The sequence below is a fragment of the uncultured Sphingomonas sp. genome (assembly GCF_934560975.1).
GTDB lineage: Bacteria > Pseudomonadota > Alphaproteobacteria > Sphingomonadales > Sphingomonadaceae > Sphingomonas_I.
The window spans coordinates 151528-177586 of record NZ_CAKTFO010000004.1; the positions used below are offsets into that span (position 1 = coordinate 151528).

Genomic DNA, 26059 nt, shown 5'->3' on the forward strand with positions numbered 1-26059 from the left:
TGATCGCGCGCGGAAGCCGCGGCTTTGATTTCCTGACGGCGAGCTTTATCGGGACGTGGATGGAGCAAGCGGCCCACGTATTGATCGGCGCCTATGACCCGGCGACCGCGCCGGGAGGCTTGCGAGGGCTGCTGCCGCTCGCCGGTACGCCCTTGATCGAGCATCAGGCGCGGCGGGCCGTCGCCGCCGGGGCGCAGCGGGTGCTGCTGCTGGTCGACGTTATTCCACCGGAATTGCTGGAGGTGCTGGAGCGGCTGCGTGCCGACGGGATCGGCACCGCCCTGGTCGAGGGGATCGACCGCGTTGCCGAGGCGCTGATGCCCGCCGATCGCCTGCTGCTGCTGAGCGACGCCTGCCTGCCGGACGAGGCGCTGCTGCGCGAAACGCTGGCGCAGCCGGCCTGCACCGTCGCGATCCTGGCCGATGTGCCCGAACATGCCATGTTCGAGCGGATCGACGCGGACACGCGCTGGGCCGGATTGGCGCTGGTCAATGGCGCGCATGTGGCGGAAACGGCTGCCATGCTGGGCAGTTGGGATCCCATCTCCACATTGCTCCGGCGCGCGGTGCAGCAGGATGCCGGACGGTTGGTGGCGGCGCACCCTCCGATCCTCGCCACCGATCCCTCGTCGCTGGCGGATGCGGAGCGGCAGATGGTCGCCGCCACCCGCAGCCTGCCTGGCGACTGGATCGGCCGCGCGCTGTTCCTGCCGCTGGAGGAGATCTTCGTACCGCTCCTGCTGGCGCGCCGGGTGGAGGCGCGGCCGCTCGCCTTGGCCGCCATGGCCATGGCGCTGGGTGGCGCGGGCATTGCCTGGGCAGGCTGGCGCTGGGCGGCCCTGCTGCTGTTGCTGCTGGCCGGTCCGATGGCGGCCATCACCAGGCGGTTGGCGCGCGTGCGCGATCGGCGTGGGCCCGTGCTGGACGCCGTGGCGGTGGTCCGGCCGGTGGCGGCCACCGTGGCGATCGCCGGGCTGGCCTATATGTTGTGGAGCATCGACCGCCAGTGGGGCTGGTGGGTGATAGCGGCGCTGGTTCCCGCCGCCATGCTGTTGCGATTGCCCGGACGATCACGCCCTTGGCTGGCGAGCGGCGACGGACTGATCTGGACGCTGCTGCCCTTCGCCCTGGCGGGTCAGTGGGGGTGGGGTCTCGCCGCCTCTGCCGCGTATAGCCTGGCTTCGTTCCTGTTCGTGCAAGGCGACGTGCTGCGCCGCATCGCCGCGGACGAAGCATAAGGCAGGCGCCGGAGGCTCCGGCGCCTGGTGGGAACATGGTGCAAGCCGGGTCTCAGAAGGCTTCGTTCTGGCTGCACGTCCGGCAATCTGACAGCGGCATACCGCAATCGGTGAACGCGGCATCCACCGCCTGCGCACTGCCGAGTACGCCCAGGCAGGTGCGGACGTGCAGTAACCGCGTCAGCGCCCGATGCGCGCCGTCGGCATCGCTGGACGCGCTGGCCATGACATCAAGCAGTAGGGCTTCGTCGTCCGTCATGCGCGGGCAGCAGCAGGGCGCCACCGTCAGCTTCCTGGTCGAAACACGCGACAATTCCGCCATCAACGCCCGCAGCAGCACCAGCGGGCGGCGATAGGACAGGCCGAATCCGGTGAACAAGGCATGGGCGGCATGGGCATCGTTGATCCCGCCGGCCGCCATCCGGCGAATGCCGAACAGCAGCAGGCGGCGATACGGGCTGGCAGGCGCGGCATGGGGGAGAATGACGGTGGAGGCAGGATGGTCGTGCGTCACGGGCAGCGCTCCTTCGATCTGAGCGCAACCTTCCATCTTCGCTATTGCAAGTCAATCGCAATTAAGTCGGATCAGTCCGGCGGCGTGCCGTTCGCCTCCAGAACCGTGCCGGCCAGATAGAGCGATCCGCCGATCAGCACCGTTGCCGATGCGTGCGCGACCGCGATCCGGCGAAGCGCCTGGACGGGATCGTCCGCCGAGTCGGCTCCCATCCCAAAGGCGGTCGCGGCCGAGGCGATGGCGACCGCACCGTGATGGGCATGTCCCTGCACCGGCACGGCCCAGATGTGCGCGTCCATGCCGGCGAAAGGCTCCAGGAACCCCGACAGATCCTTGTTGGCGAGCATCCCCAGCACGATGTGAAACGGCCGGTCCGAAGCGTTACGGTCCCGAAAGAAGCCGGCAATCGCGCGACCGGCCGCAGGATTGTGGCCGCCGTCGAGCCACAATGCGCTTCCTGCCAGCAGCATCTCCGGCAGGGGACCGGTGGCGAGCTGTTGCAAGCGCGCAGGCCATTCCGCCGAGTCTATGGCAGTGCGCAAGGCGGCATCCGGCACCGCCAGACGCTGCTGATGACGGAGCATGGCGACCGCGAGCGCGGCGTTGCCGGCCTGGTGCGCACCGGGCAGGCGGGGCAGCGGCAGTTCGATGGCGTGTGTCGGATCGCGATAGTGGAGCCGTTCGCCACGAACCTCCACGTCCCAAGCCTCGCCCCGGGTCAGCCGCACGGCGCCACGTTCGCGTGCGACGCGGTCGATCGCTTCGGCTTCTGCATCCGGATAGTGGAGAGTGAGAAGGGGGCAGCCGGCCTTTGCGATGCCGGCTTTCTCCGCAGCGATCTGTTCGATCCGATCGCCCAGGAATTGCTGATGGTCGAGGCCGAGCTGGGCGATGCCGCAGACTATCGGTGTTTCGATCACGTTGGTCGCATCAAGCCGGCCGCCCAGCCCGACCTCGATGATGCAGGCGTCCGCGGGAACGCGCGAGAAAGCCAGAAAGGCAGCGGCGGTCGTTACCTCGAAGAAGCTGGGGGACACGCCGTCCGCGATCGACAATACCTCCTCCAGCAAGGCGGCGAGCAGGGCGTCGTCGATCAGGCGTCCCGCCAACCGAATCCGCTCGTTGAAGCGGACCAGGTGCGGACTGGTATAGACATGGACCTTGTGGCCCGCCGCCTCCAGCGCGGCACGCAGGAAGGCGCAGGTCGATCCCTTCCCGTTGGTGCCAGCCACATGGAAGACGGGCGGCAGGGCACGATGCGGATTGCCGAGCCGCGCCAGCAAGGTGGCGGTGCGTTCGAGCCCGAGCACGTCCGCGCCGGGCGACAGCATCGCCAGCCGATCCAGTTGCGCCTGCACCGCCGGATCAGCGGAGATCGCAAAGTCAGCCATGTCGCCCCCTCCGCGTCGGGAAAGGAGCCGCCGTCGTCACGCCGCCTGCTTGCCGGGGCAGAGATAGGCGATCAATCGCGCGAGTTCGGCGCGCAATTTGTGCCGGTGGACCACCATGTCGAGCATGCCGTGGTCCAACAGATATTCAGCGCGCTGGAACCCTTCCGGCAGCTTTTCACGGATCGTGCTTTCGATCACCCGCTGACCCGCAAATCCGATCAGGGCGCCCGGCTCGGCAATCTGGACGTCGCCCAGCATGGCGTAGCTGGCGGTGACGCCGCCGGTGGTGGGATCGGTCATCACCACGATATAGGGCAGGCCCGCTTCGTGCAGCTGCTGGATCGCCACGGTCGTCCTGGGCATCTGCATCAGGGACAGGATACCCTCCTGCATCCGTGCGCCGCCAGCCGCGGTGAAGATGATATAGGGGCAACGTTCCGCGATGGCAGCCTCCACGCCAGCGACAAAGGCGGCACCCACGGCCAGCCCCATCGATCCGCCGAGAAAGCCGAAATCCTGCACGCCGAGGATGGCCTTGAAACCCTCCACCGTACCGCTGGCGTTGATCAGGGCATCCGCTTCCCCCGTCTTGGTCCGGGCGGCCTTGATCCGGTCCGCATATCTCTTCGAGTCGCGGAACTTGAGGGGGTCTTCACGGACCTGCGGCGTTGCGATCAGGGTATAGATGCCGCCGTCGAACAAGGCGTCGAACCGTGCATTCGGCCCAATCCGCCCGTGATTCTGGCATTTCGGGCAAACTGACTGATTTTCCTCATATTCCCGCGTGAACAACATGGTCCCGCAGCTCGGGCATTTGTGCCACAGCGCGTCCGGCGTCTCACGCTTGGGCATGAAGGGGAGCGCATTGCGCATCCGGTCGATCCAGCTCATACTGCCATCTCCTTGCGCGCGGCGTGAACCGCTGCGCTTAAATCCTTGATCAGCTTCAGAACTCCCGGTGCGGGGTCCTGGCCGTTGGCTGCCGCCTCGGCGATAACGTCGACGATTGCGGAGCCCACCACCACGCCATCAGCGACGCGCGCGACCGATGCCGCCTGATCGGGCGTGCGAACCCCGAACCCGACCGCGACCGGCAATTCGGTACGGGCCTTGAGCGCGGCGACGGCGGTAGCGATGCTGCCGCTCGCCGCCTGCTGCGTGCCGGTGATGCCGGCAACCGAGACGTAGTACAGAAAGCCGCGCGCCCCTTGGAGCACGTTGGGCAGGCGCGCCGCGTCGGTGGTCGGGGTTGCGAGGCGGATCGGAGCGATGCCCACGGCCCGTAGTGCATCACCCAGTGCCGCGTCCTGTTCGGCCGGTATGTCGACGCAGATCACGCCATCCACCTGCGCCCCGACGCACGCCTCGGCAAACCATTCGGCGCCACGACGCAGCATCGGATTGGCGTATCCCATCAACACCAATGGCACATCCGGGTGGCGGGCGCGAAAGCCGCTGGCGATGGAGAAGATATCCGCCGTGCGCGTGCCTGCCGCCAGCGAGCGGAGGTTGGCGCGCTGGATCGCCGGCCCGTCGGCCATCGGATCGGTGAACGGCATGCCGAGTTCGATCACGTCGGCACCACCCGCCACCAAAGCATCGAGAATGGCCGGCGTGGCGGCAGGACTGGGGTCGCCAGCCGTCACGAACGTGACCAGCGCCGGACGATCCTTGGCGAAGGCGTCGGCCAGCCGGTTCACCAGGCCACTCCTAACGCGTCAGCCACGGCGGGGATGTCCTTGTCGCCACGACCGGAGAGGTTGAGCAGGATGATCTGATCCTCGCGGTAGTCCTTCGCCTTGCGGACAATGGCTGCCAAGGCGTGCGAACATTCCAGCGCGGGGATGATACCCTCGATGCGGGTGCAAAGCTGGAAGGCGTCGATCGCCTCCTTGTCGGTCGCCGCCTCATACTGGACGCGGCCGATGTCGTGCAGCCAGCTATGCTCCGGTCCAATGCCTGGGTAGTCGAGCCCGGCGGAGATGGAGTGCGCCTCCGCAATCTGTCCGTCTTCATCCTGCAACAGGTAGGTGCGGTTGCCGTGCAGCACGCCCGGCGCGCCGCCGTTGAGGCTGGCGGCGTGCTGGCTGGTGTCCAGCCCATGTCCCGCAGCCTCGACGCCGAGCATCCTGACGTCGGCATCGTCCAGGAACGGGTGGAACAGGCCGATCGCGTTGGAACCACCGCCAACCGCCGCGACCAGCAGATCGGGCAAACGGCCTTCCGCCTGCAAAATCTGCTGCTTGGCCTCGGTTCCTATCACCGACTGGAAGTCGCGGACCAGTTCGGGATAGGGATGGGGCCCCGCCACCGTGCCGATCAGGTAGAATGTGTCCTCAACATTCGCGACCCAGTCGCGCAACGCCTCGTTCAGCGCATCCTTGAGCGTCTGGGCGCCCGCCGTCACCGGCACCACCTCCGCCCCGAGCAGCTTCATGCGGAAGACGTTGGCCTGCTGTCGCTCCACATCCTTCGCGCCCATGTAGATGACGCAGGGCAGGCCGAAGCGCGCGCACACCGTGGCCGTCGCCACCCCGTGCGAGCCCGCGCCGGTTTCCGCGATGATCCGCTTCCGCCCCATCCGCCGGGCCAGCAGGATCTGGCCGATGCAATTGTTGATCTTGTGCGCGCCGGTATGGTTCAGCTCTTCGCGCTTGAAGTAGATCTTGGGCCCCATGCCGGGCGGGGCGGACGCACGCAGCGCCTCGGTCAGCCGCTCGGCATAGTAAAGCGGGCTGGGACGACCGACATAATGCGTCATCAGCCCGTCAAGCTCGGCTTGAAAGGCCGGGTCCGCCCGGGCCGCGCGATATTCGCGCTCCAGATCCAGGATCAGCGGCATCAGGGTTTCGGCGACATAGCGTCCGCCGAAGGTGCCGAAATGGCCGGAGGCATCGGGTTGCTGCCGAAGCGAATTGGGAAGAGTCATAGCTGCGCCGCCGATTGGAGGAAGGTCGCGATCTTGTCCATATCCTTGACGCCGGGCGCGCTTTCCACGCCCGATGACACGTCAACCATGCGGGCGCCGGTGCGCCCGACCGCTTGGGCGATATTGCCGTCGTCCAGCCCGCCGGACAAGGCCCAGGGCAGCGGATGATCGAACCCGTCCAGCAAGGCCCAGTCGAAGCGCAGGCCCATGCCTCCGGGCAGGGAGCCGACCGGTGTCTTGGCATCGTACACGATCCGGTCCGCCACCCCGCGATAAAGCCGTGCCTGCTCCAGGTCGGCGCGCGTCCGCACCGGCACCGCCTTCCACAATTCCAGTCCCGGGCTGCGTAGCGCCGCCAGTCGTTCGGGCGGTTCGTTGCCGTGCAACTGCAAGGCATGAACGCCGGTGGCCGTGACCCGCCGGATGAGGGCTTCGTCGGGATCGACCAGCACGGCGGCGGCCCGGACGTGGCCGGGCAGGCGGCGGACCAGCGCGGTTGCGGCATCGGCTTCGACGTTGCGCGGGCTGTTGGGGAAGAACACGAAACCCAGCCATGCCGCACCACCGCCAACCGCCGCGTCGACGGTTTCGGGCGTGGACAGGCCGCAAATTTTGGTGAGAACGGGCATGTGCTTGCAGGTGGGCAAGTCATGCCATCTTAGCAAGCCGTTATGCTCCGCCATCACCCACTGTGATTGTAGGCAATGATCTGTCATAGCGGCGGCCATGCTCACCGCATTGGATGTGATCGTACTCGTGCTGATCGGCGGCGGCGCGATCCTTGGGCTCGTGCGCGGATTCGTGACCGAGATCCTGTCGCTGTTCGCCTGGGTCGCCGCCATCTTCGCGCTTAAGCTTCTGCACACGCCCGTCGCCAAGTGGCTGACGGCATGGGTCGGCAGCGCGTCCGGGGCGGCGGTGCTGGCCTTCGTGCTGGTATTCGGCGTGGTGTTCTTCGCCGGCAAGCTGATCGCCGGGCAACTCGGCCAGCGTACGCGCCAGTCGGTATTGGGGTCGTTCGACCGCGTGCTCGGGCTCGGCTTCGGCGCGCTCAAGGGATTGCTGATCGCAACCGTGCTGTTCCTGGCGGTCAACCTCGGCTGCGACCTGGTGTTCGGTGCCCGGACCGCGCGCCCGGAATGGCTGCGCACGGCGCGGAGCTACCCGCTGCTGAATGCCAGTGGGCGGGCGATGGTGGACTGGGTCAATCGCCGCCGTGGCGCGCCCGCCGCCGGGACCGGGAGCTGACATGTCGGCAGCCCTCTACAATAAAGAGATCCTGCGCCTCGCCACCAGCATCCCCCACCAGTTGCGCCTGGAACAGCCGCACGGCACGTCCGAACGGCGTTCGCCCATCTGCGGCAGCCGGGTGACGATCGATGTGGCGCTGGATGAGGGCGGCAGGCTGGTCGCCTTGGGGCAGGAGGTTCGCGCCTGTGCGCTGGGGCAGGCGTCCGCCGCCCTGATGGGCGTCCACGCCGTCGGCCGGACGCCTGAGGAACTGGCGGAGGCCCGCGACGCGCTCACCGCCTTCCTCGCCGGCGAACGCGACGATCCCGGCGCATGGCCCGGTTTGGCCCTGTTCGAGCCTGCCCGTCCGCACAGCGCCCGCCACGCCTCGATCCGCCTGGCATTCGAGGCGGTGGCGGAGGCGGCGGCGCGCGCCGCGGAACGGCCGCGCGGATGAACCACACCGTCCTGGTGGAGGGCGTGGTGATGCTGGGCTTCGCGCTCGGCTTCGTGGTGGTGTTCCGGAAACTGGGACTGGGCGCGACGCTCGGCTACCTTGTCGCCGGCGCGCTGATCGGGCCGCAGGTGCTGGGGCTGGTCGGTGGCGCGGAGACGAAGCTGGGCATTGCCGACCTTGGCATCACCCTGCTGCTGTTCCTGGTCGGGCTGGAACTCAATCTCACCCGATTGTGGCGGCTCCGGCGCGACATCTTCGGGTTCGGGCTGGTGCAGGTGGTGCTGTGCGGCGCCGCTTTGTCGGGCATCATCTACGCCTTCACCGGGTTCAGCGCGGCGGCGTCCGTCGCGCTGGGCGCACCGCTGGCTTTGTCCTCCACAGCGCAGGTGCTGCCGATGCTGCGCTCCGCCGGGCGCATGAACACGCCGTTCGGGGAGCGGGCTTTCTCCATCCTGCTGTTCCAGGACCTCTCGATCGTGCCGCTGATCACGGTGATCGCGGCGATGAGCCGGGTTCCGCCGGAGCCGGGAACGCCGCCGGGCTGGCTGCTCGGCATCTATACTGTGGCGGCGATCATCGGGCTGGTGCTGGCCGGCCGCTACGTCTTCAATCCCCTGTTCAGGCTGATCGGCGGCCTGGGCGAGCGCGAACTGTTCGTGGCGGCCGGCTTGTTCACCGTTATGGCGGCGGCGACTGTCATGGAGGAATTGCATCTCTCCACCGCGCTGGGCGCGTTCATTGCCGGCGTGATGCTGGCCGACTCGCCCTACCGACACGAGCTTGAGGCCGATGTGGAGCCGTTCCGCGCGGTGCTGCTCGGCCTGTTCTTCCTGGCGGTGGGGATGCAGCTGGATCTGCACGCCATCATGGCACGGCCCGTGTTCGTGCTCGGCCTGGCGGCGGCCGTAGTGATGGTGAAGACGCTGCTGATCTTCGGGATGGCGCTTGCTTTCGGGATGGAACGGCGAGCGGCGTTCAGCCTCGGCCTGCTGTTGAGCCAGGGCGGCGAGTTCGGCTTCGTGCTGTTCGCCCAGGCGACGGCGGCGCAGCTGGTCGTGCCGCAGGCCGCCAGCCTGCTGGGTGCGGTGGTGACATTGTCCATGGCGACCACGCCATTCCTGATGATGCTGTCGCGCCGCCTAAACCGGAAGACGGAGGTGTTGGCGCGGGACGATCTGGACGGCCCGGAACATGCCGGTCAGGCCAGTGCCATCGTGGTCGGCTATGGCCGGTTCGGGCAGACCATCGCGCAGATGCTGCTCGGCGCGGGCATTTCCGTGACCATCATCGACAATGACGCGGAAATGATCGACATCGCCGCCCGCTGCGACCTCAAGGTCTATTATGGCGATGGCACGCGCCTGGAGCTGCTGGAGCAGGCGGGCGCAGGCGAGGCGCGCGTGATCGTCTTCGCCATGGACAAGGACCAGCTCAGCCGCGAGGAATTGCAGGTCGCGCTCAAGACGTTCCGCCAGGCGGCGATCTTCGTCCGCGCTTATGATCGCCGCTCCATGATCAGCTACAACGGTCTCGATACCGCCATGGTGATGCGCGAGGTGTTCGAGAGCGCCGTCGTGATGGGGCGGCGCACGCTGGCGACGATGGGCGTGCATGACGACATGATCGCCCGGATCGAACGCGCCTATCGCGCGCGCGACAAGGAGCGGCTGCGGGTGCAGGCCGAGAAAGGCGTGTTCTCGGAAGAAGCGCGCAGCCTGTTCCAACCGTCGCGCCTGCTGGCGGAGGATCATGAATGAAGCGGTCGGCCCTGGTGACCTGTGCGGCCTTGTCCGGCGCGGTGGCGGTGATGGCGGGGGCGTTCGGGGCGCATGGTGCGTCGGGCAAGGCCGCCGAGTGGCTGCGGACCGGGGCCGTTTACCAGATGGTCCACACCGTCGCGGCGCTGGTCGCGCTGCAGCTTGGCGGCAGGCTGGCCGCCACCTTGCTGGTCGCCGGCGCGGCCGTGTTCGCGCTCACCCTCTATGCGATGGCACTGGGCGCGCCGACCTGGCTGGGGGCTGTCACGCCGATCGGCGGCATCGGCATGATCGCCGGGTGGATCGTGTTGGCGCTACGACGCTAGCGCATCCATACGCTGCCGCTCTGCATCCAGGAACCGTTCCACCTCGACCAGATCGACGTCCTTCGCCAGGAACGTCTTGCCGATGCCGCGCGCCAACAGGAAGGGCAGGCGGCCGCTGTCCATCTTCTTGTCGTGCATCATGTGGTCGACCAGGGTCGCACCGCTCGCATCGACCTGCGCCGCCGCCAGCGTGGTCGGCAGTCCCGCCGCGGCGAGATGCCGACCGACGCGCTCCGCATCCGCGATCGGGCACAAGCCAATATGTGCGGAGAAACGGAAGGCCAGCGTCATGCCGCAGGCGACGCCCTCGCCATGCAGCAACGTGTCGGAAAAGCCTGTCTCCGCCTCCAGCGCGTGGCCGAAGGTGTGGCCGAGGTTGAGCAATGCCCGCGTGCCGCTAGTCTCGCGCTCGTCGGCCGCGACCACGCGAGCCTTGGCAGCCACGCTGTGGACGATGGCGTGGGTGCGCGCCCCGGCATCCCCCGCCAGCAAGGTGGAGCCATGCGCCTCGCACCAGTCGAAGAAGTCGGGATCGTCGATCAGGCCGTATTTCACGACCTCCGCATAGCCGGCGCGCACCTGGCGCACGGGCAACGTGTCGAGCGTGGTCGGATCGATCAGCACCAGATCGGGCTGGTGGAAAGCCCCGACCAGGTTCTTGCCCGCGCGGCTGTTGATGGCGGTCTTGCCCCCCACCGAACTGTCGACCTGCGCCAGCAGCGATGTCGGCACCTGGACGAAGCCGCAGCCCCGTTTCAGGATAGAGGCGGCGAAACCGACAAGGTCGCCGATCACGCCGCCGCCCAGCGCCACGATCCGGTCCTTGCGCTCGACCCCGAGCGCCAGCAGCCGATCGGTCAGCTGCTCCAGCATCGCCCAGCTCTTGGTGCTTTCGCCCGGCGGCAGCAGTATCGGCTCCACCGCTACGTCACCCAGGCCGACGGCGAGCCGCGCCATCTGGCAGGCGGCCACCTGCTCGTCCGCCACCACGATCAGGCGACCGTTGCGGGCAAACGACGCGAGATGGCCGTGCGCGCGGTCCAGCAATCCCGCTTCGATCAGGATCGGGTAGGAGCGGTCGCCCAGGCCGACGGTGACGCGGGTCATGCCTGCAGCGCCTGAAGGATCGAATCGACGGTGGCGTCGTGGGGCAGGGGCCGGCTGACGATATGGATCGGCGCCAGCGCATAGATCGGGTTCCGCACGGCGGCGAGTTTCGTCAGCATGTCCTTCGGATTTCCTCCCTTCAACAACGGGCGCGTGCCCGCGCGACGGCAGACCCGCTCGGCCAGCACGTCAATGTCGGCGTCCAGCCACACCGCCGTGGCGCGATCGAGGATCAATGCCCGCGTCGCTTCGTTCATGAAGGCGCCGCCGCCGGTGGCGATCACCTTGGGCCGTCCGTCGATCAGGCGCGCGATGACGCGGCGCTCCCCGTCGCGGAACTGCGCCTCGCCATAACGCTCGAACATTTCCGCCACGGTGAGCCCCGCCGCATGTTCGATCTCATGGTCGGAATCGACGAATGGCAAGCGGATCCGCTGCGCCAGGCGTCGCCCGATGGTGGACTTGCCCACGCCCATCAGGCCGATCAGCACGATCGGGCGGCCGAACGTCATCGGCCTGGACGGGGCGGGCTGAAACATAGGCAGGGGCTATACACAGGCACCCCCGCTCGGGCAAAAGCCCGGCGACAAGCGACCTCTATCGATCACAAGGACCAGCAGTGCCGCGCCCGATCCTCATCCTCCTGATTGCCGCCGTCGTCCTGATCGGCCTCCTGTTCGTGCTTGCCTCCTTCGATCGGGAGCAGCCGGTGAGCCGGATGGAGCTGCCGGTGACGAATGCCGTCGCGCGTTAAGATCCTCCTCGGCGGCCTGCTGGCGGGCACGGCGGCGCTCGTCGTCGCATTGCCGGCGCTGGGACAGCAGGGCCCCGAATCGCTGCTGCCGCCCGGCTTCGGGTCGCCTCCACCCGCAGCACCGCCGCAGCGCGGGGCACCTGCGCCTACACCCGCTCCTGCATCGGGATCGGGCGGAGAGCCGCGAGCGGACGCCACTGCTGACACGGCCGCACCCGTCGTGCCGCCCACGCCGGGTGCCGATGAAGGCGTCGCCGTGTCGGCCGAGCCGCTGCTGCCGACCGACCTTGCCCGGCTGGTTGCGGCCGAGGTCGAACCGCCGGAGGAATTGCCCCCGGCGGCGCGCCGCTCGCTGGACGCGGTCGGGGGAGCGCCGACCTACGGGACGGACGCATTCGGCGACGCGGACGGACGCTATCTCGCCACGCTGATGCGCCGCCTGCAGGCTCCGATTGCATCGCGGTGGGCGGAAATCACGCTGCGCCGCGTCCTCCTGTCCGCCACGCCGGCGCCGGGCGGCGTCGGGCCCGCCGACTGGGTGGCCGATCGCGCCGCGTTGCTGCTCCGCCTGGGTGAGGCGGATGCGGCACGGATGCTGGTGCAGGGCGTGGACGTCGACAATTACAGCCCGCGCCTGCGTCGTGTGGCCATCGAAAGCGCGCTCGCCAACGCCGATCCGGCTGGCCTGTGCCCGCTGAGCGACGGCCCCGAGCAGGTGAGCGGCCAGCCGGTCTGGCCGATGATCCGAGCGATGTGCGCGACCCTGTCGGGCGACGATGCGACCGCCAACGCCACGATCGGCCGGGCTCAGCCCAACGATCCGATCGATCATGCGCTGGCGGAAAAGGTGATCGCGGCCGGCGGTGGCGGGCGGCGGCAGGTCGGCATCGACTGGGTGGCAGTGGATACGCTGACCGACTGGCGCTTCGGTCTGGCGAGCGCGCTGGGCGTCATGATCCCGCAATCCCTGCTGTCCGCCGCGCCGGTCTGGTTCCAGGCGTGGCTGGCACGCGCGCCGATGCTGTCGCCGTCCGATCGCGTCACCCCGGCGCGGATCGCTGCAACGCTTGGCCCCGTATCCAGCGCCAATCTGGTCGATCTCTACGGCCAGGTCATGGATGACAATGGTGACGTCGAGGCCAACAGCCCGTTCGCGCGCTTACGGGCGGCCTATCGGGGCGACGATGACGATGCGCGTCTCGCCGCCATGCACGGGCTGTGGGACGCGTCCGGGAACGATGACGGCAGTGAGCGTGACCGCTACGCCGCCTCCATCCTGACGGCCCGCGCCGCGACCGGGATCACGCCGGATGCCGGCCAGGAGGATGATGTGGCGGCGCTGGTCGCCTCCATGCTCTCCGCCGGTCTGGACCGTCAGGCGGAACGCTGGGCCTCCGTGGCGGACGCGGCCGGGGGATCGCAGGGCGATCGTGCCTGGGCCCTGCTCGCGGTGGGGGCGACGCGGCCGGTAGTGACGATCTCGGCCGATCGGGTGCGGCGCTTTGCCGACAAAGCGGGGCAGGGTGGGGCGCAGCGCAGCGCACTGCTGATCGCCGCGCTGGCCGGTCTTGGCCGCCTGCCCGACGGCGAGGCGCAGCAGCTGGCGGCGGACACCGGCTTCACCCTAGGCGCGCCAAGTGCCTATGCAGATGCGCTGCGCCGGGCTGTGCGGGGGGGCGGCCGCGGGACGATCGCGTTGCTGGTCGCTGTCGGCATGCAATCCCCGCGCTGGGGTGGCGTGCCGCCGGCGGACTTCTACCAGATGATCGCCGCGCTCCATGCGGTGGGTATGAACGGGGAGGCACGCATGATCGCGGCGGAGGCGATCGCCCGCGCATGACCGGGACGTCGGTAGGCGACCTTGCGCTGATCGACCGCTTTCTGGAGATGATGGCGGCGGAGGCTGGCGCGGCCCGCAACACGCTCGACGCCTATGAGCGCGACCTGCGCGACGCGTCGTCCATCCTCCAAGGGCGTCTCGCCTCCGCCGACCCGCCATCGTTGCAGCTGCTCGCCGAGGCATGGGCCTCGCTTGCGCGGAGCAGCCTGGCACGGAAATCATCCGCCCTGCGCCGCTTCTTCGGCTTCCTAGTGGAGGAGGGGCTGCGCGGCGACGATCCGTCCGATGCCCTGCCGCGTCCGGGCGCCGCACGGACATTGCCCAGGATCCTCGGCCGTGAGGACGTGGACCGGCTGTTCGCCGCCCTGGCCGATCGGCTTGCGGCAGATCCCTCGCCCGCTGATCTTCGCCTCGCCGCGCTGGTGGAATTGCTTTATGGATCGGGGCTGCGCGCAACCGAATTGGTATCCTTGCCGCGCAACTTGATCCGCCGTGACCAGCCCTTCATCATCCTCAAGGGCAAGGGCGGGCGTGAACGGCTGGTGCCCCTTTCGGAGCGGGCACAGGCCGCCGCCGCCGCTTATGCCGCGACGCTGCCGAAGGATGGCGTGTACCTGTTTCCGTCGGGCAAGACGCATCTCAGCCGGGTGCGCCTGTTCCAGCTTGTCCGGGCGCTTGCGGCGGAGGCGGGCATCAGCCCCGAACGCGTCAGCCCGCACGTCCTGCGCCATGCCTTTGCGACCCATCTGCTGGAGGGTGGGGCGGATCTGCGTGCGCTCCAGACCATGCTCGGCCATGCCGACATCGCGACGACCCAGATCTATACCCATGTCGACAGCCGCCGCCTGGTCGAGCTGGTCAACGAGAAGCACCCGCTAGCCGACGCTCACCGGTCAGCATCCCGAATCACCGACGCATGACGCTTCGCGGTCCGCATCGTTGACGGGCTGCCCCCCAAAAAGTACCGCGCCGCCATGGCTGCATATCTCGAATTCGAAAAACCTATTGCCGAGCTTGAGGCGCGCATCGTCGAGTTGCGCGACACGGCGGATGCGAACGACGGGACGCTCGACATCGAGGCGGAGGTCGCAAAGCTCCAGGTCAAGTCGGAACGGCTGCTGCGCGATACCTATGCCAAGCTGACGCCGTGGCAGAAGACACAGGTCGCGCGCCATCCCGAACGCCCGCACTTCAAGCATTATGTCGCGGGCTTCGTGGACGATTTCATGCCGCTGGCCGGCGACCGCGCCTTTTCGGACGATCAGGCGATCATGGGCGGGCTGGGTCGCATCCATGGCCGTCGCGTGATGGTGATCGGGCATGAGAAAGGCGACGATATTGCCAGCCGCATCCGCCACAATTTCGGCTCGGCCAAACCTGAAGGCTATCGCAAGGCGATCCGCCTGATGCGGCTGGCGGAGCGATTCGGCATTCCGGTGGTAACCTTGGTGGACACGGCCGGCGCCTTTCCCGGCGTGCAGGCGGAGGAGCGTGGCCAGGCCGAGGCGATTGCGCGCTCGACCGAACAATGCCTGCAACTGACCGTGCCGATCGTCGCGGCGATCGTGGGCGAGGGCGGATCGGGCGGCGCGGTCGCGCTGGCCGCGGCCAATCGCGTGCTGATGTTCGAGAATGCCGTCTATTCGGTGATTTCGCCCGAAGGCGCGTCATCGATTCTCTGGCGCACGGCCGACAAGGCCGCCGATGCCGCCGATGCGATGAAGATCACCGCGACCGACCTGAAGAAACTGGGCGTGATCGACCGCATCGTCGCGGAGCCGGTCGGCGGCGCACAGCGTGATCCGGCGGCTGCGATCGCCGCGCTCGGGTCGGCGCTGGCGGAAGAGCTGGAGGCGCTTGCGGACGAACGGCCCAAGGCCCTGCTGGCACAGCGCCGCGCCAGGTTCCTGGCGATCGGGTGAGAGGTCACCCGGCGCATAATCCATCTATGTTGGTCGGAGGACATAGAAAAAGGCCGGCGAGCTAGGAGCTCGGCCGGCCTTTCTTGCGAAGCTAGATCCCATCCGGATCGTAGCCGGTGCCACCCACCACTTACGGGGTCGGGTTCTTCATCTGGTTGGAAACGTTCTGGAACGTGTTGGAGACCTTGGTGCCAATGGTGCTCATTGCGCTCACGGCTGCCACGGCGATCAGAGCGGCAATCAGGCCGTACTCGATTGCGGTTGCACCCTTATTGTTCTTCAGGAAGTTACGAAGGTACTGCATGTTACAAACTCCTATTGAACTAGACGATCCGCTTGGAGCGATCTGCACCGGCCCCGCCGTTTGGGTCAGTGATGGAAATCTAGCGGAAGTAGGTTTCCGAACGTTTAACGTTGCGCGAGATTTAGCCCGAAAGGGATGGAATTCTTCCCGCGAGGCCTGACCACATGCTGCCGAACTGCGTGTTGATGGTCACCAGCACACCTAGGCCAGCAATTGCAAGGAGAGCAACCAGCAGACCATATTCGATCGCTGTTGCGCCCCTACAATCATCAATAAGCCGCCATAATGTTTTCATGTCTGTGCCGCCTGAACTCGCTGCCCCATGTTCAGCTAGCAGGCCCTGGTTAATAAAGGCTTCCCATGACGCCCCTGCTATTTGTCGCCGCTGTTGCCCTGATCGATGCCGATGGCCGCGTGCTGGTGCAGCAGCGGCCGGAGGGGAAGCCTGCCGCTGACCTGTGGGAGTTTCCGGGCGGCAAGATCGAGGCTGGAGAGACGCCGGAGGCCGCCTTGGCTCGCGAATTGAAGGAGGAGCTTGGCATCGATGTCCAGGCGGCATGTCTCGCGCCCGCCACCTTCGCCAGCGAGCCGTCCGACCATAGCGATCGTCACCTGCTGCTGTTGCTCTACGTCTGCCGCAAGTGGCAGGGTCTGCCGCAACCGATGGAGGGCGGGGCCTTGCGCTGGGTGCGGGTGCCGGAACTGCACGGGCTGGCGATGCCGAAGCCCGACCGTCCTTTGATCGGGCTGCTCGAAGCCTTACTCTGACCGGCCCTTCAAGGCCGCCATGAGCGAGGTATTGCCCGATCCCCGTCGCGCCGGCTGCGGCTGATTGGGGCCGGGGGCCCAGCCGGTCATGAAGATCAGCTCGAACCGCTCGCGCACGCGGCCGTCCTCGTCCGCCTGCGCCGCAAAGGCCTGATGAATCGCCGCCAGCCTGGTCCGGTTGATCTGCGGACCGCGCTGCCCGGCGAGCAGGTTGGTGCCCGCCATTCCGCGCAGGTCGGCCATCAGGCGCAGGGCGTCGCCATAGCCCACGTCCAGCGATTCGCTGTCCGCCACCGTCAGGACGAAGCCCGTGCGCGTCAGCAGGTCACCCGCCGCGCGTACGTCGATCAGCGGATGGATACGCTGCGGCACGGCATCGCCGGCGGCGGTGTCTCCCGCCAGCAAGGCGCGCTTCAGCTTGGCGAGGCTGCCCGCGCCGACGAACGCCGCCAGGAACAGCCCGTCCGGCCGCAAGGCCCGCCGGCACTGGATCAGCGCGCCGGGCAGGTCGTTGACGGTGTCCAGCACGCCTGCCGAGACGATCAGGTCGAAGCTGGCGGGCGGGAAGGGCAGACGATCCTCATCCGCCAACACCCCGCCGATCGCCTCCACGAAGCGATCACCGCTGTCCGTCGCGGTGACGGTCATGCCCCGTTCCTGCAAGGCGCGCGTCACGCTGCCGTCCGCGCAGCCGAGGTCCAGTGCATCCCTGAACGGGCGCGTCACCAAGTCCAGCCGATCGAGCAGCCCTTCCACCATCGCTTCGCGCAGAAAGGCGTGGTCGGCAAAGGACGGCGCGGCACGGTTACGGCGGAGGCGGCGCAGGCCGCGGTTGAAGATTTCGGGAACGTCCACGATGGCGCGCTTGTGCCCGCAGCCGCGCCGGGGGACAAGCCATCATGGCGTTGTCCGTCCTCCTCCGGCCCCTGCGATCGCTGTCCCGCGCCATGCTCGACTTCGCGCTGCCGCCGCGCTGTTCCGGATGCGGGGTCATCGTGGGCGTCGACCACAGCTTCTGCCTCGCCTGCTGGCAGGAACTGGACTTTCTCGGCGGACCGGCATGTGCGACCTGCGCCGAGCCGCTGGAACTGGCCCTCTACGACGACAGCGTCTGCGGCGCGTGCCTGGCCGATCCTCCGCCCTTCGATCGGATGCGGGCGGCGGTCGCTTATGGTCCGATCGCGCGGGCGCTGGCGCTGAAGCTCAAATATGGTCGCCGCCCCGGCATCGCCCGCACCATGGCGGGACCGATGCGGCGCGCGGCCGGCCCTGTGCTGGACGGCGCCTTGGTCGTGCCCGTGCCGCTGCACCGGCGGCGTCTCTGGTGGCGCGGCTACAACCAGGCGGCGCTGATCGCACGGGCGCTTGTGCCTCGTCCGCAACTGGCCGTCGACCTGCTGACCCGCACCCGCGCCACCCGGCCGTTGCGCGACATGGGACGCAAGGCCCGCGCACGTACCGTATCCGGCGCATTCGCGGTCAGCCCGACATGGCGCGATCGGGTAAAGGGCAGTCGGATCGTGCTGGTGGACGATGTCTACACCACCGGCGCCACCGTCAGCGCCTGCGCACGCGTGCTGCGCAAGGCGGGTGCTGCCGATGTGACGATACTCTGTTGGGCGCGCGTGGTGCGGGATGCCGACGACGCGCGTTGAAGGGCCTTGTGACGCATCACAGTTCGGCACAAAGGATTGAAAATGCCCAAGGTTGAAATCTATACCAAAATGCTCTGCCCCTATTGCACCCGCGCCAAGCGGCTGTTGACCGACAAGGGGGTTCAGTTCGAGGAGTTCGACATCTCCATGGGCGGGCCGAAGCGCGCCGAGATGCTGTCGCGCGCCAACGGCCGCACCACCGTGCCGCAGATCTTCATCGGTGACACCCATGTCGGCGGGTCAGACGACCTCGCCGCCTTGGAGCGGGCCGGCAAGCTCGACCCGTTGCTCGCCGCCTGATGCGCGCCGCGCTGTTTCAGGCGAATACGGGCACGGACCCGCTGCTGGGTGCGCGTGCGCTGGTGGAAGCGGTGGAGCGCGCCGCGGGCGACGGGGCCGACATGCTGTTCACGCCTGAAATTAGCGGCCTGCTCGACCGCGATCGTACGCGCGCCGCCGCGGCGATCGTGGCGGAGGCGGATGACGTGGCACTGGCCGCGACGCGTGAGGCGGCGGCCAGGCACGGCATCTGGGTCCACATCGGCTCGCTGGCTCTACGGTCGGATCGGGATGGCGCGCCGTTCGTCAATCGCGGCTTCGTGATCGACGATGCCGGGGCGATCCGGGCGCGCTACGACAAGATGCACCTGTTCGATGTGGACCTGCCGGACGGCGGAAGCTGGCGCGAGTCGACGGCTTATCATGCTGGCGAGACGGCGAGGGCGGTGGACACGCCGTGGGGACGGCTCGGCCTATCCATCTGCTACGACATGCGTTTCCCGGATCTGTATCGTGGCCTGAGCGATGCCGGGGCGACCATCCTGTCGGTGCCGGCCGCCTTCACCGTGCCGACCGGGCGCGCCCACTGGCACGTCCTGCTGCGCGCCCGCGCGATCGAGGCCGGCGCCTTCGTGATCGCGGCCGCGCAGACCGGTCGCCATGCCGATGGGCGTGAGACCTACGGCCATTCCCTGGTGGTCGATCCCTGGGGCGAAGTGCTGCTCGATATGGGCGACGCGCCCGGTTTCGCGACCTGCGAGATCGATCCGGCCCGCGTTGAGGAGGTCCGTGCAAGGATCCCCGCACTGCGGCACCGCCGCCCGGTCGGCCCGGTCGAGGTGGCGGGATGATCGTGTTCGATCTGGCCTGCGTCCAGGGCCATGTGTTCGAAGCCTGGTTCGGCTCGAGCGAAGATTATGAGGATCAGCGCCGACGCCGCCTGCTCGCCTGCCCGATCTGCGGCACCGAGCGGGTGGAAAAGGCGGTGATGGCACCGAATGTTGCGCCCAAGGGCAACCAGCGGCGCGAAACCCTGCCGATGCGCAGCAACACGCCCGCGCCCGCCGAGATCAGGGCGATGCTTGCCGCCCTGGCGAAGGCACAGGCCAAGGTGCTGGAGGGATCGGAGGATGTCGGTCGCCGCTTCACTCAGGAGGCGCGCGCGATGCACGAGGGCGAAGCCGATCGCCGCCCGATCCACGGCCAGGCGACGCATGCGGAAGCCAAGGCGCTGGCGGCGGACGGCGTCCCCGTCATGCCCCTGCCGCTGCCGATCGTGAAACCCGAACAGGCGCATTGAGGGAGACAGGCATGCGGATCGGATTCGTCGGCCTCGGCCGGATGGGGGAGGGGATTGCCCGCAACCTCCTCAAGGCAGGGCACGACGTGCTGGTATGGAATCGCAGCGCCGACAAGGCCGACACGCTGGTGGCGGACGGAGCGACCCGCGCGGCGACGCCGGCCGAGGCAGCGCGAGCCGAGGTGATCCACACCATGCTGGCCGACGACCACGCCGTGGCGGCCGTGACGTTCGGGCCGGACGGCATCCTTTCCGCCGATCCGGGCATCATCCATGTCTCGCACAGCACGATCAGCGTAAAGCTGGCCGAGGGCCTGACCCAGGCGCATCGCGACCATGGCGGCGGCTTCGTCTCCGCACCGGTATTCGGCCGGCCCGCAGCGGCGGCGGACGCCAAGTTGTTCATCGTGGCCGGCGGCGGGGCGGAGGCTCTTGCCAAGGTCCGTCCGCTGCTGGACGCCATCGGCCAGCGCACGTTCGAGATCGGCGCCGAACCTTCCCAGGCCAATCTGGTCAAGCTGTCCGGCAACTTCATGATCATGTCGGTGATCGAGTCGCTGGCCGAGGCCATGGCGCTGGCGCAGCGTGGCGGCGTGGACAAGGCGACCTTGCTGGAGGTGTTGACCGGAACCCTGTTCGGCGCGCCGATCTACAACACCTATGGCGGGCTGCTGATCGGCGGGGAGTTCCGCCCGGCAGGCTTCGTCGCGCCCTTGGGCTTGAAGGACATGAACCTGGTGGCTGAAGCGGCGGGCACGTCCGGCGTGCCGATGCCGCTCCTCTCGCTGGTGCGCGACCGCCTGACCGCCACCATCCAGCGCGAGGGTGCGGATATCGACTGGTCGGGCATTGCCAAGGTGGTGTGGGCCGACGCAGGTCTTTGATTCCGCGGGGAACCTGCGTCTCCCCAAGCGTTTGGACCGTCATGGCGAAGCAATCTCCCGGGCGGAAATCCGCCACTGCGCCGTTCCGCGACGCACCGCGGGGCGGCACCGCGCTGCTGATTCTGGACATGATCACGGAGCTGGATTTCGGCGGGGCGGCGGACATGCGTCAGCAGACGCTGGATGCGGCCGACGCCATCCTCCGCCTGCGGGACGAGGCGGACGACGCCGACATGCCCGTCATCTACGTCAACGATAATTTCGGCGAATGGCATTCCGAACAGTCGCGCCTGCTGGAACGCGCACTGTCGAGCAAGGACGCGCGCGAGATGGTGGCAAAGCTGATGCCGCGCGAGGATGATTATTTCATCATCAAGCCGCAATTTTCCGGCTTCTACGCCACCAACCTGCCGGTGCTGCTGCCCAAATTGGGCGTGGACAGCCTGATCATCACCGGCATCGCCGCCGACATCTGCGTCCTGTTCACCGCCGCCGACGCGCACATGCGCGACTATCGCCTGTGGATACCGCAGGATGCGGTGGCGGCGGAGACGGTCGAACGGCGCGACTGGGCGCTCCAGATCATGAAGCAAAGCATGAAGGCGGAGGTGCAGGCCACGTCGAAGCTGCCGCTGTCGGAATGGGCCACGCCCGTTCCGGCCGAGCAGGACGCCTGATCCCGTCCGCCAATCATTCCGGTTTGCCGCGCCTGAGCCGCGGCCCTACATCCCTTGCATCCATCAACGCGGGCCTTCTCACTCATGGCTGATTACGATTACGACCTGTTTGTCATCGGCGCCGGATCGGGCGGGGTGCGCGCCTCGCGCGTCGCCGCCGCGCATGGCGCGAAGGTGGCGGTGGCGGAGGAGTATCGCGTCGGCGGCACCTGCGTCATTCGCGGCTGCGTGCCCAAGAAGCTGCTGGTCTATGGCGCGCATTTCGCGGAGGATCTGGCGGACGCCCGCCGTTTCGGCTGGAACGTGCCCGATTGCGCGTTCGACTGGCCGACTTTGCGCGACAATGTGCTGGCGGAAGTGAGCCGGATCGAAGGCATCTACAGCCAGACGTTGGGCAATCACGGGGTGGAGATCGTCCGCGAACGCGCCGCCGTGTCCGGCCCGAACGAGGTGACGCTCGCCAGCGGGCGGACCGTCACGGCGGGCGTGATCCTGATCGCGGTCGGTGCAACGCCGATGCGGCCGACCTTTCCCGGCAGCGAGCATGGCGTCACTTCCAACGAAGTGTTCCTGCTGGATAGTTTGCCCAAGCGGGTGGTGATCGCCGGCGGCGGCTATATCGCCAACGAATTTGCCGGCATCTTCCATGAACTCGGCGCCGCCGTGACGCTGGTCAACCGCTCCGACACGATCCTGCGCGGCTATGACGAGCAGATCCGCGACCGGTTGCTGCAAATCTCCATCGCCAAGGGCATCCAGTTCCGGTTCAACCTGACGTTCGAGAAGGTGGAGCGGCAGGAGGACGGATCGTTGCTGGTCCACCTGACCGGGTGCGATCCGATCCCGGCCGACCTGTTGCTGTTCGCCACCGGCCGCAAGCCGCTGACCGAAGGCCTTGGGCTGGAGACGGCCGGAGTGGTCCTCGACGGCAATGGCGCAATCAAGGTGGATGCCGACAATCGCTCGTCCGTGGACAGCATCTATGCCGTGGGCGACGTGACCAACCGTATCCAGCTGACGCCTGTCGCCATCCGCGAGGGACAGGCCTTTGCCGACACCGTGTTCGGCAACAAGCCGCATCGGGTGGACTATGATTGCGTGCCCTCGGCCGTGTTCAGCCATCCGCCGATGGCCGGCGTCGGCCTGACCGAGGCGCAGGGCAAGGAGAAATATGGCAGCGTCAAGGTCTATACGTCCGACTTCCGCGCCATGAAGAACGTCCTGGCCGGTCGGAACGAGCGGGCCTTGTACAAGATGGTGGTCCATCCCGAGACCGATGTGGTGCTGGGCATCCATATGATCGGCCCGGAATCCGCCGAGATCCTCCAGGCGGCCGCAGTGGCGGTGAAGGCTGGGCTGACCAAGCAGGCGTTCGACGACACGGTCGCGCTCCACCCCAGCATGGCCGAGGAGCTTGTGCTGTTGCGGTGATCGCGACACACGTGATGCGGCCCGGCTTTCATGAGCCGGGCCCGGCGTTTATGCTGTGCCCATGACCCCGCCGCTGACCCTCGACAATCATCCGGCGTTCGGGCTGTCCGCCGCATGGGAGGTGCATCTGCGGCATGATCGCCGCCGCTCAGAACATACGATCCGCGCTTATGCCGCAACCGCCCGGCGCCTGATCGCCTTCCTGGGCCGGCACAAGGGCGGCAGCATCGCGGCGGCCGACCTGGCTGCGCTGGATGCGGCGGACCTGCGTGCCTACCTCGCGGCACGGCGGCAGGAGGGATTGGGCAACGCCTCCGCAGCGCGTGAACTGTCCGCCATGCGCGCCTTCCTGGCCTTTGCGGCGAAGGATCAGGACAAGCCAGCGCCTCCCCGCCTGCGCGGCCCCCACGTCAAGAAGGGCGTGCCACGGCCGGTCAGTCCGGCGGACGCCCTCGCCATTGCCGAGGATGCGGAGGAGGAGGCTTCCGGCGAACCGTGGATAGGCCTGCGCGATCGGGCGGTGCTGCTCCTGCTCTATGGTGCGGGATTGCGCATCGGGGAGGCGATGGCGCTGACCGGCGCGGCGCTGCCGCTGGGCGACACGCTGGTGGTTACCGGCAAGCGCGCCAAGACCCGCATGGTGCCCTTGCTCGCCCCGGTGCGGGAGGCGATCCAGCTGTATCTCGACGCTTGCCCATGGGCCGTGTCGCGCGATCTGCCGATCTTCCGGGGCGCCAAGGGGGGGGGGCTTTCGCCTGACATCATCCGCCGGGCGGTGCGGGGCGCGCGGGCGCGGCTCGGCCTCAACGATCGCGCGACGCCCCATGCGCTGCGCCACAGCTTCGCCACGCACCTGCTCGGTCGCGGAGCCGACCTGCGCGCGCTGCAGGAACTGCTCGGCCATGCCAGCCTTAGTTCGACGCAGGTTTATACCGGCGTGGATGCCGCCCATCTGCTGGACGTCTACCGCAACGCGCATCCCCGCGCGTGACGCTCAGGGCTTCGTGCGCGGCCCCGAAAAGGCACCGCGCACCACGGGATCATTCCGGCAGGAAGTCGGGCACCGACAGGTAACGCTCGCCCGTGTCGTAGTTGAAGCCCAACACGCGCGCGCCCGGTTGCTCCCGCAACTTCTGAGCGATCGCCGCGAGCGTCGCGCCGGAGGAGATGCCAACCAGCAGCCCTTCTTCGCTGGCGGAGCGGCGGGCATATTCCTTGGCATCGTTCGGATCGACCTGGATCACGCCGTCGAGCGCCCCGGTGTGGAGGTTACGCGGGATGAAGCCGGCGCCGATGCCCTGGATCGGGTGCGGCCCTGGCTGCCCGCCGGAAATAACCGGCGACAAGGTTGGCTCGACCGCAAACACCTTCAGGTTCGGCCATGCCTGCTTCAGTGTTTCGCCCACGCCGGTGATATGCCCGCCCGTGCCGACCCCGGTGATCAGCATGTCGATCGGCGTATCGGCGAAATCCGCCAGGATCTCCCGCGCGGTGGTGTTGACGTGGACGTTGATGTTGGCCGGATTCTCGAACTGCTGCGGCATCCACGCGCCGGGCGTCTCGGCCACGATCTCCAGCGCACGCTCGATCGCGCCCTTCATGCCCTTTTCGCGCGGGGTCAGGTCGAACTTCGCCCCATAAGCCAGCATCAGCCGCCGCCGCTCCAGGCTCATGCTCTCCGGCATCACCAGCGTCAGCTTGTAGCCCTTTACCGCCGCCACCATCGCCAGCCCGACGCCGGTATTGCCCGACGTCGGCTCGACGATGGTGCCGCCCGGCTGCAACTCGCCGGAGGCCTCCGCCGCCTCGATCATGGCGAGCGCGATCCGGTCCTTGATCGATCCGGCGGGGTTGGCCCGTTCGGACTTCACCCACACTTCCACGTCCGCGAACAGGCGCGACAGCCGGATGTGCGGCGTGCTGCCGATGGTTTCCAGAACCGAGTTGACCTTCATTTTGCCATCTCCTCGCCAGGCATATTCTCAAGCGTCGTCGGTGGATCGAACGTTCGCGCGCGAACCAGTTCGGGGAACAATCGGGACCACAGGATGGTCACGCCGATCGCGCCCAAACCACCCAGAACCACGGCGGGCACCGCGCCGATCAGCGCCGCCAGGAACCCGCTCTCCGCCTCGCCAAGTTCGTTCGAGCCGGAGATGAACAGGGTGGACACCGCGCCCACCCGGCCGCGCATGTCGTTCGGGGTCCAGATCTGGATCAAGGATTGGCGCACATAGACCGACATCATGTCGCATGCGCCCAGCACCGCCAGACAGGCGAGCGACAGCGTCAGGTGGCGCGACAGGCCGAACACCACCGTACAGGCCCCGAACAAAGCCACCGCCACCAGCATCTTCACGCCGACATCGCGTTTCAGCGGCCGGAACGCGAACCACAGCGCCATTGCGGCGGAGCCCAGGGCAGGGGCGGCCCGAAGATGGCCCAGTCCCTCGGCCCCCACGTGCAGGATGTCGCGGGCGTAGATGGGCAGCATCGCCGTCGCACCACCCAGCAGCACCGCGAACAGATCGAGGCTGATCGCGCCCAGCACCAGTCGGTTCCGGCGGACATAGCTGAGCCCGTCGATCATCTGCCGCCAGGGATTGGCCTTGCGGTCCAGCTCCGTCTTGGGGATCGGACCGATGAACATCAGCGATCCGCTGGCGACCAGGAACAGGATCGTGGAAACCGTGTATGGCATCCAGTGCGCGCCGGCATAGAGGTAGCCGCCCAGCGCCGGCCCGGCGATGGCGCCCGTCTGCCACGCGACCGAGGACGCCGCGATCGCGGTCGGCAGCACGGCGGCGGGCACCAGATTAGGGGCAAGCGCCCCGATTGCGGGGTTGGCAAAGGCGCGGCACACCCCCAGCAGGGCCGCCACCACATAGATCGCCGCCAGGCTGGTCGTGTTGTGGAACGCCAGCAGCGCCAGCCAGGCGGCGCACAGCGCCTCGACCAGCAGGACGATCCGCCCGATCCAGCGCCGATCGACTCGGTCCGCGGTCCATCCGGTGATCAGGGTCAACGCCGCGAGGGGCAGGAATTGCGCGACGCCGATCATGCCGAGGTGAAAGGCCGCTTCCCTGGGCGCGAGTGTGCGGCGGGCAATGTCGTAGACCTGCCAGCCGATCACCACCACCATGGCATTCTGCGCCAGGGTGGTGGCGAAGCGCGCGCACCAATAGAAGCGATAGTCGCGGAACGAAAAGGGGGAGGGCGTCGTCGCCATGCTCCGACTATTGGCGGCTCATGGCGGTAGCCGCAACCATATCGTTGCTATGGTGTGGCAAAGGAGA

Annotated in this window: 31 protein-coding genes; 18 read left to right on the top strand and 13 right to left on the bottom strand. The window is 67.9% G+C overall.

The window, feature by feature from the left end:
* The first annotated feature begins 80 nt into the window (after positions 1-80).
* Entirely contained in the window at positions 81-1238 is a 1158-nt protein-coding gene (locus tag Q0D93_RS04875; protein ID WP_294391821.1) for a hypothetical protein, read from the top strand.
* Positions 1239-1290: 52 nt separating this feature from the next.
* Here the strand turns inward: Q0D93_RS04875 and Q0D93_RS04880 are convergent, their stop codons facing one another.
* The 6 genes from Q0D93_RS04880 to Q0D93_RS04905 form a co-directional block, all read right to left on the bottom strand.
* The gene (locus Q0D93_RS04880; RefSeq protein ID WP_366510245.1) at positions 1291-1752 is read right to left on the bottom strand and encodes a DUF6628 family protein; all 462 of its coding nucleotides are present in this window, start codon (positions 1750-1752) and stop codon (positions 1291-1293) included.
* Positions 1753-1823: 71 nt separating this feature from the next.
* Positions 1824-3143, bottom strand: a complete 1320-nt coding sequence (locus Q0D93_RS04885) for a folylpolyglutamate synthase/dihydrofolate synthase family protein (protein ID WP_294391822.1) — start codon at positions 3141-3143, stop codon at positions 1824-1826.
* A gap of 36 nt (positions 3144-3179) precedes the next feature.
* Entirely contained in the window at positions 3180-4034 is an 855-nt protein-coding gene (gene accD, locus Q0D93_RS04890; protein WP_294391823.1) for an acetyl-CoA carboxylase, carboxyltransferase subunit beta, read from the bottom strand.
* Positions 4031-4843, bottom strand: coding sequence for a tryptophan synthase subunit alpha (gene trpA, locus Q0D93_RS04895; protein ID WP_294391824.1), 813 nt, complete (start codon positions 4841-4843; stop codon positions 4031-4033). Before trpA ends, accD begins: the two co-directional genes overlap by 4 nt.
* Entirely contained in the window at positions 4840-6072 is a 1233-nt protein-coding gene (gene trpB / locus Q0D93_RS04900) for a tryptophan synthase subunit beta (protein WP_294391825.1), read from the bottom strand. Before trpB ends, trpA begins: the two co-directional genes overlap by 4 nt.
* Positions 6069-6701: a phosphoribosylanthranilate isomerase gene (locus Q0D93_RS04905; RefSeq protein ID WP_294391826.1), complete on the bottom strand. Its 633-nt coding sequence runs from the start codon at positions 6699-6701 to the stop codon at positions 6069-6071. The genes trpB and Q0D93_RS04905 overlap by 4 nt, the downstream gene beginning before the upstream one ends.
* Positions 6702-6798: 97 nt before the next feature.
* On the opposite strand from Q0D93_RS04905, the gene Q0D93_RS04910 reads away from it, so the two are divergent.
* From Q0D93_RS04910 to Q0D93_RS04925, 4 genes are read left to right on the top strand one after another with little or no spacing between them, the layout of a single operon-like run.
* Complete coding sequence (locus Q0D93_RS04910; RefSeq protein WP_294391827.1) at positions 6799-7320, top strand: CvpA family protein; 522 nt, start codon at positions 6799-6801, stop codon at positions 7318-7320.
* A gap of 1 nt (position 7321) precedes the next feature.
* Entirely contained in the window at positions 7322-7759 is a 438-nt protein-coding gene (locus Q0D93_RS04915; RefSeq protein ID WP_294391828.1) for an iron-sulfur cluster assembly scaffold protein, read from the top strand.
* The gene (locus Q0D93_RS04920) at positions 7756-9516 is read left to right on the top strand and encodes a cation:proton antiporter (protein WP_294391829.1); all 1761 of its coding nucleotides are present in this window, start codon (positions 7756-7758) and stop codon (positions 9514-9516) included. Before Q0D93_RS04915 ends, Q0D93_RS04920 begins: the two co-directional genes overlap by 4 nt.
* Positions 9513-9842 (top strand): DUF423 domain-containing protein, encoded by a 330-nt coding sequence (locus tag Q0D93_RS04925; RefSeq protein WP_294391830.1) that lies wholly within the window; start codon positions 9513-9515, stop codon positions 9840-9842. The genes Q0D93_RS04920 and Q0D93_RS04925 overlap by 4 nt, the downstream gene beginning before the upstream one ends.
* Here the strand turns inward: Q0D93_RS04925 and aroB are convergent.
* Together aroB and Q0D93_RS04935 are read right to left on the bottom strand one after the other, a co-directional pair.
* Positions 9831-10949, bottom strand: a complete 1119-nt coding sequence (gene aroB / locus Q0D93_RS04930) for a 3-dehydroquinate synthase (protein WP_294391831.1) — start codon at positions 10947-10949, stop codon at positions 9831-9833. The two genes, Q0D93_RS04925 and aroB, sit on opposite strands and share 12 nt — an antisense overlap.
* Complete coding sequence (locus tag Q0D93_RS04935; protein ID WP_294391832.1) at positions 10946-11488, bottom strand: shikimate kinase; 543 nt, start codon at positions 11486-11488, stop codon at positions 10946-10948. The genes aroB and Q0D93_RS04935 overlap by 4 nt, the downstream gene beginning before the upstream one ends.
* An 80-nt stretch (positions 11489-11568) precedes the next feature.
* On the opposite strand from Q0D93_RS04935, the gene Q0D93_RS04940 reads away from it, so the two are divergent.
* The 4 genes from Q0D93_RS04940 to Q0D93_RS04955 are packed head-to-tail and all read left to right on the top strand — an operon-like array spanning position 11569 to position 15465.
* On the top strand, positions 11569-11703 hold the full coding sequence (locus Q0D93_RS04940) for a hypothetical protein (RefSeq protein WP_294391833.1): 135 nt from the start codon (positions 11569-11571) through the stop codon (positions 11701-11703).
* Positions 11687-13543 carry a hypothetical protein gene (locus Q0D93_RS04945; protein ID WP_294391834.1) on the top strand — a complete coding sequence of 619 codons (1857 nt, stop codon included), beginning with the start codon at positions 11687-11689 and terminating at the stop codon, positions 13541-13543. Before Q0D93_RS04940 ends, Q0D93_RS04945 begins: the two co-directional genes overlap by 17 nt.
* Positions 13540-14463 (top strand): tyrosine recombinase, encoded by a 924-nt coding sequence (locus Q0D93_RS04950; RefSeq protein WP_294391835.1) that lies wholly within the window; start codon positions 13540-13542, stop codon positions 14461-14463. Before Q0D93_RS04945 ends, Q0D93_RS04950 begins: the two co-directional genes overlap by 4 nt.
* A gap of 54 nt (positions 14464-14517) precedes the next feature.
* Positions 14518-15465, top strand: coding sequence for an acetyl-CoA carboxylase carboxyltransferase subunit alpha (locus Q0D93_RS04955; RefSeq protein ID WP_294391836.1), 948 nt, complete (start codon positions 14518-14520; stop codon positions 15463-15465).
* A 130-nt stretch (positions 15466-15595) separates the two neighbouring features.
* Here Q0D93_RS04955 and Q0D93_RS04960 read toward each other — a convergent pair whose 3' ends face one another.
* Complete coding sequence (locus tag Q0D93_RS04960) at positions 15596-15769, bottom strand: Flp family type IVb pilin (protein ID WP_294391837.1); 174 nt, start codon at positions 15767-15769, stop codon at positions 15596-15598.
* 121 nt (positions 15770-15890) lie between these two features.
* The gene (locus tag Q0D93_RS14855; RefSeq protein WP_366510247.1) at positions 15891-16064 is read right to left on the bottom strand and encodes a Flp family type IVb pilin; all 174 of its coding nucleotides are present in this window, start codon (positions 16062-16064) and stop codon (positions 15891-15893) included.
* Between the two features lie 65 nt (positions 16065-16129).
* Here Q0D93_RS14855 and Q0D93_RS04965 point away from each other — a divergent pair, with 65 nt between their 5' ends.
* Entirely contained in the window at positions 16130-16537 is a 408-nt protein-coding gene (locus Q0D93_RS04965; protein ID WP_294391838.1) for a (deoxy)nucleoside triphosphate pyrophosphohydrolase, read from the top strand.
* Here the strand turns inward: Q0D93_RS04965 and Q0D93_RS04970 are convergent.
* Positions 16529-17392: a methyltransferase domain-containing protein gene (locus Q0D93_RS04970; RefSeq protein ID WP_294391839.1), complete on the bottom strand. Its 864-nt coding sequence runs from the start codon at positions 17390-17392 to the stop codon at positions 16529-16531. The genes Q0D93_RS04965 and Q0D93_RS04970 overlap by 9 nt on opposite strands.
* Before the next feature lie 44 nt (positions 17393-17436).
* Here Q0D93_RS04970 and Q0D93_RS04975 point away from each other — a divergent pair, with 44 nt between their 5' ends.
* The 8 genes from Q0D93_RS04975 to Q0D93_RS05010 all read left to right on the top strand — a co-directional run bounded on the left by Q0D93_RS04975 (position 17437) and on the right by Q0D93_RS05010 (position 23754).
* Positions 17437-18192 carry a ComF family protein gene (locus Q0D93_RS04975; RefSeq protein WP_294391840.1) on the top strand — a complete coding sequence of 252 codons (756 nt, stop codon included), beginning with the start codon at positions 17437-17439 and terminating at the stop codon, positions 18190-18192.
* Positions 18193-18234: 42 nt separating this feature from the next.
* Complete coding sequence (gene grxC, locus Q0D93_RS04980; RefSeq protein WP_294391841.1) at positions 18235-18492, top strand: glutaredoxin 3; 258 nt, start codon at positions 18235-18237, stop codon at positions 18490-18492.
* Positions 18492-19322, top strand: coding sequence for a carbon-nitrogen hydrolase family protein (locus Q0D93_RS04985; protein WP_294391842.1), 831 nt, complete (start codon positions 18492-18494; stop codon positions 19320-19322). Before grxC ends, Q0D93_RS04985 begins: the two co-directional genes overlap by 1 nt.
* Entirely contained in the window at positions 19319-19771 is a 453-nt protein-coding gene (locus tag Q0D93_RS04990; protein ID WP_294391843.1) for a DUF1178 family protein, read from the top strand. Before Q0D93_RS04985 ends, Q0D93_RS04990 begins: the two co-directional genes overlap by 4 nt.
* 11 nt (positions 19772-19782) lie before the next feature.
* Positions 19783-20655, top strand: a complete 873-nt coding sequence (locus Q0D93_RS04995) for an NAD(P)-dependent oxidoreductase (RefSeq protein ID WP_294391844.1) — start codon at positions 19783-19785, stop codon at positions 20653-20655.
* Between the two features lie 41 nt (positions 20656-20696).
* Positions 20697-21332 (top strand): isochorismatase family cysteine hydrolase, encoded by a 636-nt coding sequence (locus Q0D93_RS05000; protein ID WP_294391845.1) that lies wholly within the window; start codon positions 20697-20699, stop codon positions 21330-21332.
* Positions 21333-21416: 84 nt separating this feature from the next.
* The gene (gene gorA, locus Q0D93_RS05005; RefSeq protein WP_294391846.1) at positions 21417-22763 is read left to right on the top strand and encodes a glutathione-disulfide reductase; all 1347 of its coding nucleotides are present in this window, start codon (positions 21417-21419) and stop codon (positions 22761-22763) included.
* A 61-nt stretch (positions 22764-22824) separates the two neighbouring features.
* Positions 22825-23754: a tyrosine recombinase XerC gene (locus tag Q0D93_RS05010; RefSeq protein ID WP_294391847.1), complete on the top strand. Its 930-nt coding sequence runs from the start codon at positions 22825-22827 to the stop codon at positions 23752-23754.
* Between the two features lie 49 nt (positions 23755-23803).
* Here Q0D93_RS05010 and cysK read toward each other — a convergent pair whose 3' ends face one another.
* Positions 23804-24718 (bottom strand): cysteine synthase A, encoded by a 915-nt coding sequence (gene cysK / locus Q0D93_RS05015; protein ID WP_294391848.1) that lies wholly within the window; start codon positions 24716-24718, stop codon positions 23804-23806.
* On the bottom strand, positions 24715-25992 hold the full coding sequence (locus tag Q0D93_RS05020; protein ID WP_294391849.1) for an MFS transporter: 1278 nt from the start codon (positions 25990-25992) through the stop codon (positions 24715-24717). The genes cysK and Q0D93_RS05020 overlap by 4 nt, the downstream gene beginning before the upstream one ends.
* Positions 25993-26059: the final 67 nt, after the last annotated feature.

Bases quoted from the DNA above. Each gene is read 5' to 3' on its own strand.
- Q0D93_RS04885 (WP_294391822.1), bottom strand. From the start codon at position 3,143: ATGGCTGACTTTGCGATCTCCGCTGATCCGGCGGTGCAGGCGCAACTG.
- accD (WP_294391823.1), bottom strand. From the start codon at position 4,034: ATGAGCTGGATCGACCGGATGCGCAATGCGCTCCCCTTCATGCCCAAG.
- trpB (WP_294391825.1), bottom strand. From the start codon at position 6,072: ATGACTCTTCCCAATTCGCTTCGGCAGCAACCCGATGCCTCCGGCCAT.
- Q0D93_RS04905 (WP_294391826.1), bottom strand. From the start codon at position 6,701: ATGCCCGTTCTCACCAAAATTTGCGGCCTGTCCACGCCCGAAACCGTC.
- Q0D93_RS04910 (WP_294391827.1), top strand. From the start codon at position 6,799: ATGCTCACCGCATTGGATGTGATCGTACTCGTGCTGATCGGCGGCGGC.
- Q0D93_RS04915 (WP_294391828.1), top strand. From the start codon at position 7,322: ATGTCGGCAGCCCTCTACAATAAAGAGATCCTGCGCCTCGCCACCAGC.
- Q0D93_RS04920 (WP_294391829.1), top strand. From the start codon at position 7,756: ATGAACCACACCGTCCTGGTGGAGGGCGTGGTGATGCTGGGCTTCGCG.
- Q0D93_RS04925 (WP_294391830.1), top strand. From the start codon at position 9,513: ATGAAGCGGTCGGCCCTGGTGACCTGTGCGGCCTTGTCCGGCGCGGTG.
- aroB (WP_294391831.1), bottom strand. From the start codon at position 10,949: ATGACCCGCGTCACCGTCGGCCTGGGCGACCGCTCCTACCCGATCCTG.
- Q0D93_RS04935 (WP_294391832.1), bottom strand. From the start codon at position 11,488: ATGTTTCAGCCCGCCCCGTCCAGGCCGATGACGTTCGGCCGCCCGATC.
- Q0D93_RS04945 (WP_294391834.1), top strand. From the start codon at position 11,687: ATGCCGTCGCGCGTTAAGATCCTCCTCGGCGGCCTGCTGGCGGGCACG.
- Q0D93_RS04950 (WP_294391835.1), top strand. From the start codon at position 13,540: ATGACCGGGACGTCGGTAGGCGACCTTGCGCTGATCGACCGCTTTCTG.
- Q0D93_RS04955 (WP_294391836.1), top strand. From the start codon at position 14,518: ATGGCTGCATATCTCGAATTCGAAAAACCTATTGCCGAGCTTGAGGCG.
- Q0D93_RS04960 (WP_294391837.1), bottom strand. From the start codon at position 15,769: ATGCAGTACCTTCGTAACTTCCTGAAGAACAATAAGGGTGCAACCGCA.
- Q0D93_RS14855 (WP_366510247.1), bottom strand. From the start codon at position 16,064: ATGAAAACATTATGGCGGCTTATTGATGATTGTAGGGGCGCAACAGCG.
- Q0D93_RS04965 (WP_294391838.1), top strand. From the start codon at position 16,130: ATGACGCCCCTGCTATTTGTCGCCGCTGTTGCCCTGATCGATGCCGAT.
- Q0D93_RS04975 (WP_294391840.1), top strand. From the start codon at position 17,437: ATGGCGTTGTCCGTCCTCCTCCGGCCCCTGCGATCGCTGTCCCGCGCC.
- grxC (WP_294391841.1), top strand. From the start codon at position 18,235: ATGCCCAAGGTTGAAATCTATACCAAAATGCTCTGCCCCTATTGCACC.
- Q0D93_RS04985 (WP_294391842.1), top strand. From the start codon at position 18,492: ATGCGCGCCGCGCTGTTTCAGGCGAATACGGGCACGGACCCGCTGCTG.
- Q0D93_RS04990 (WP_294391843.1), top strand. From the start codon at position 19,319: ATGATCGTGTTCGATCTGGCCTGCGTCCAGGGCCATGTGTTCGAAGCC.
- Q0D93_RS04995 (WP_294391844.1), top strand. From the start codon at position 19,783: ATGCGGATCGGATTCGTCGGCCTCGGCCGGATGGGGGAGGGGATTGCC.
- Q0D93_RS05000 (WP_294391845.1), top strand. From the start codon at position 20,697: ATGGCGAAGCAATCTCCCGGGCGGAAATCCGCCACTGCGCCGTTCCGC.
- gorA (WP_294391846.1), top strand. From the start codon at position 21,417: ATGGCTGATTACGATTACGACCTGTTTGTCATCGGCGCCGGATCGGGC.
- Q0D93_RS05010 (WP_294391847.1), top strand. From the start codon at position 22,825: ATGACCCCGCCGCTGACCCTCGACAATCATCCGGCGTTCGGGCTGTCC.
- cysK (WP_294391848.1), bottom strand. From the start codon at position 24,718: ATGAAGGTCAACTCGGTTCTGGAAACCATCGGCAGCACGCCGCACATC.
- Q0D93_RS05020 (WP_294391849.1), bottom strand. From the start codon at position 25,992: ATGGCGACGACGCCCTCCCCCTTTTCGTTCCGCGACTATCGCTTCTAT.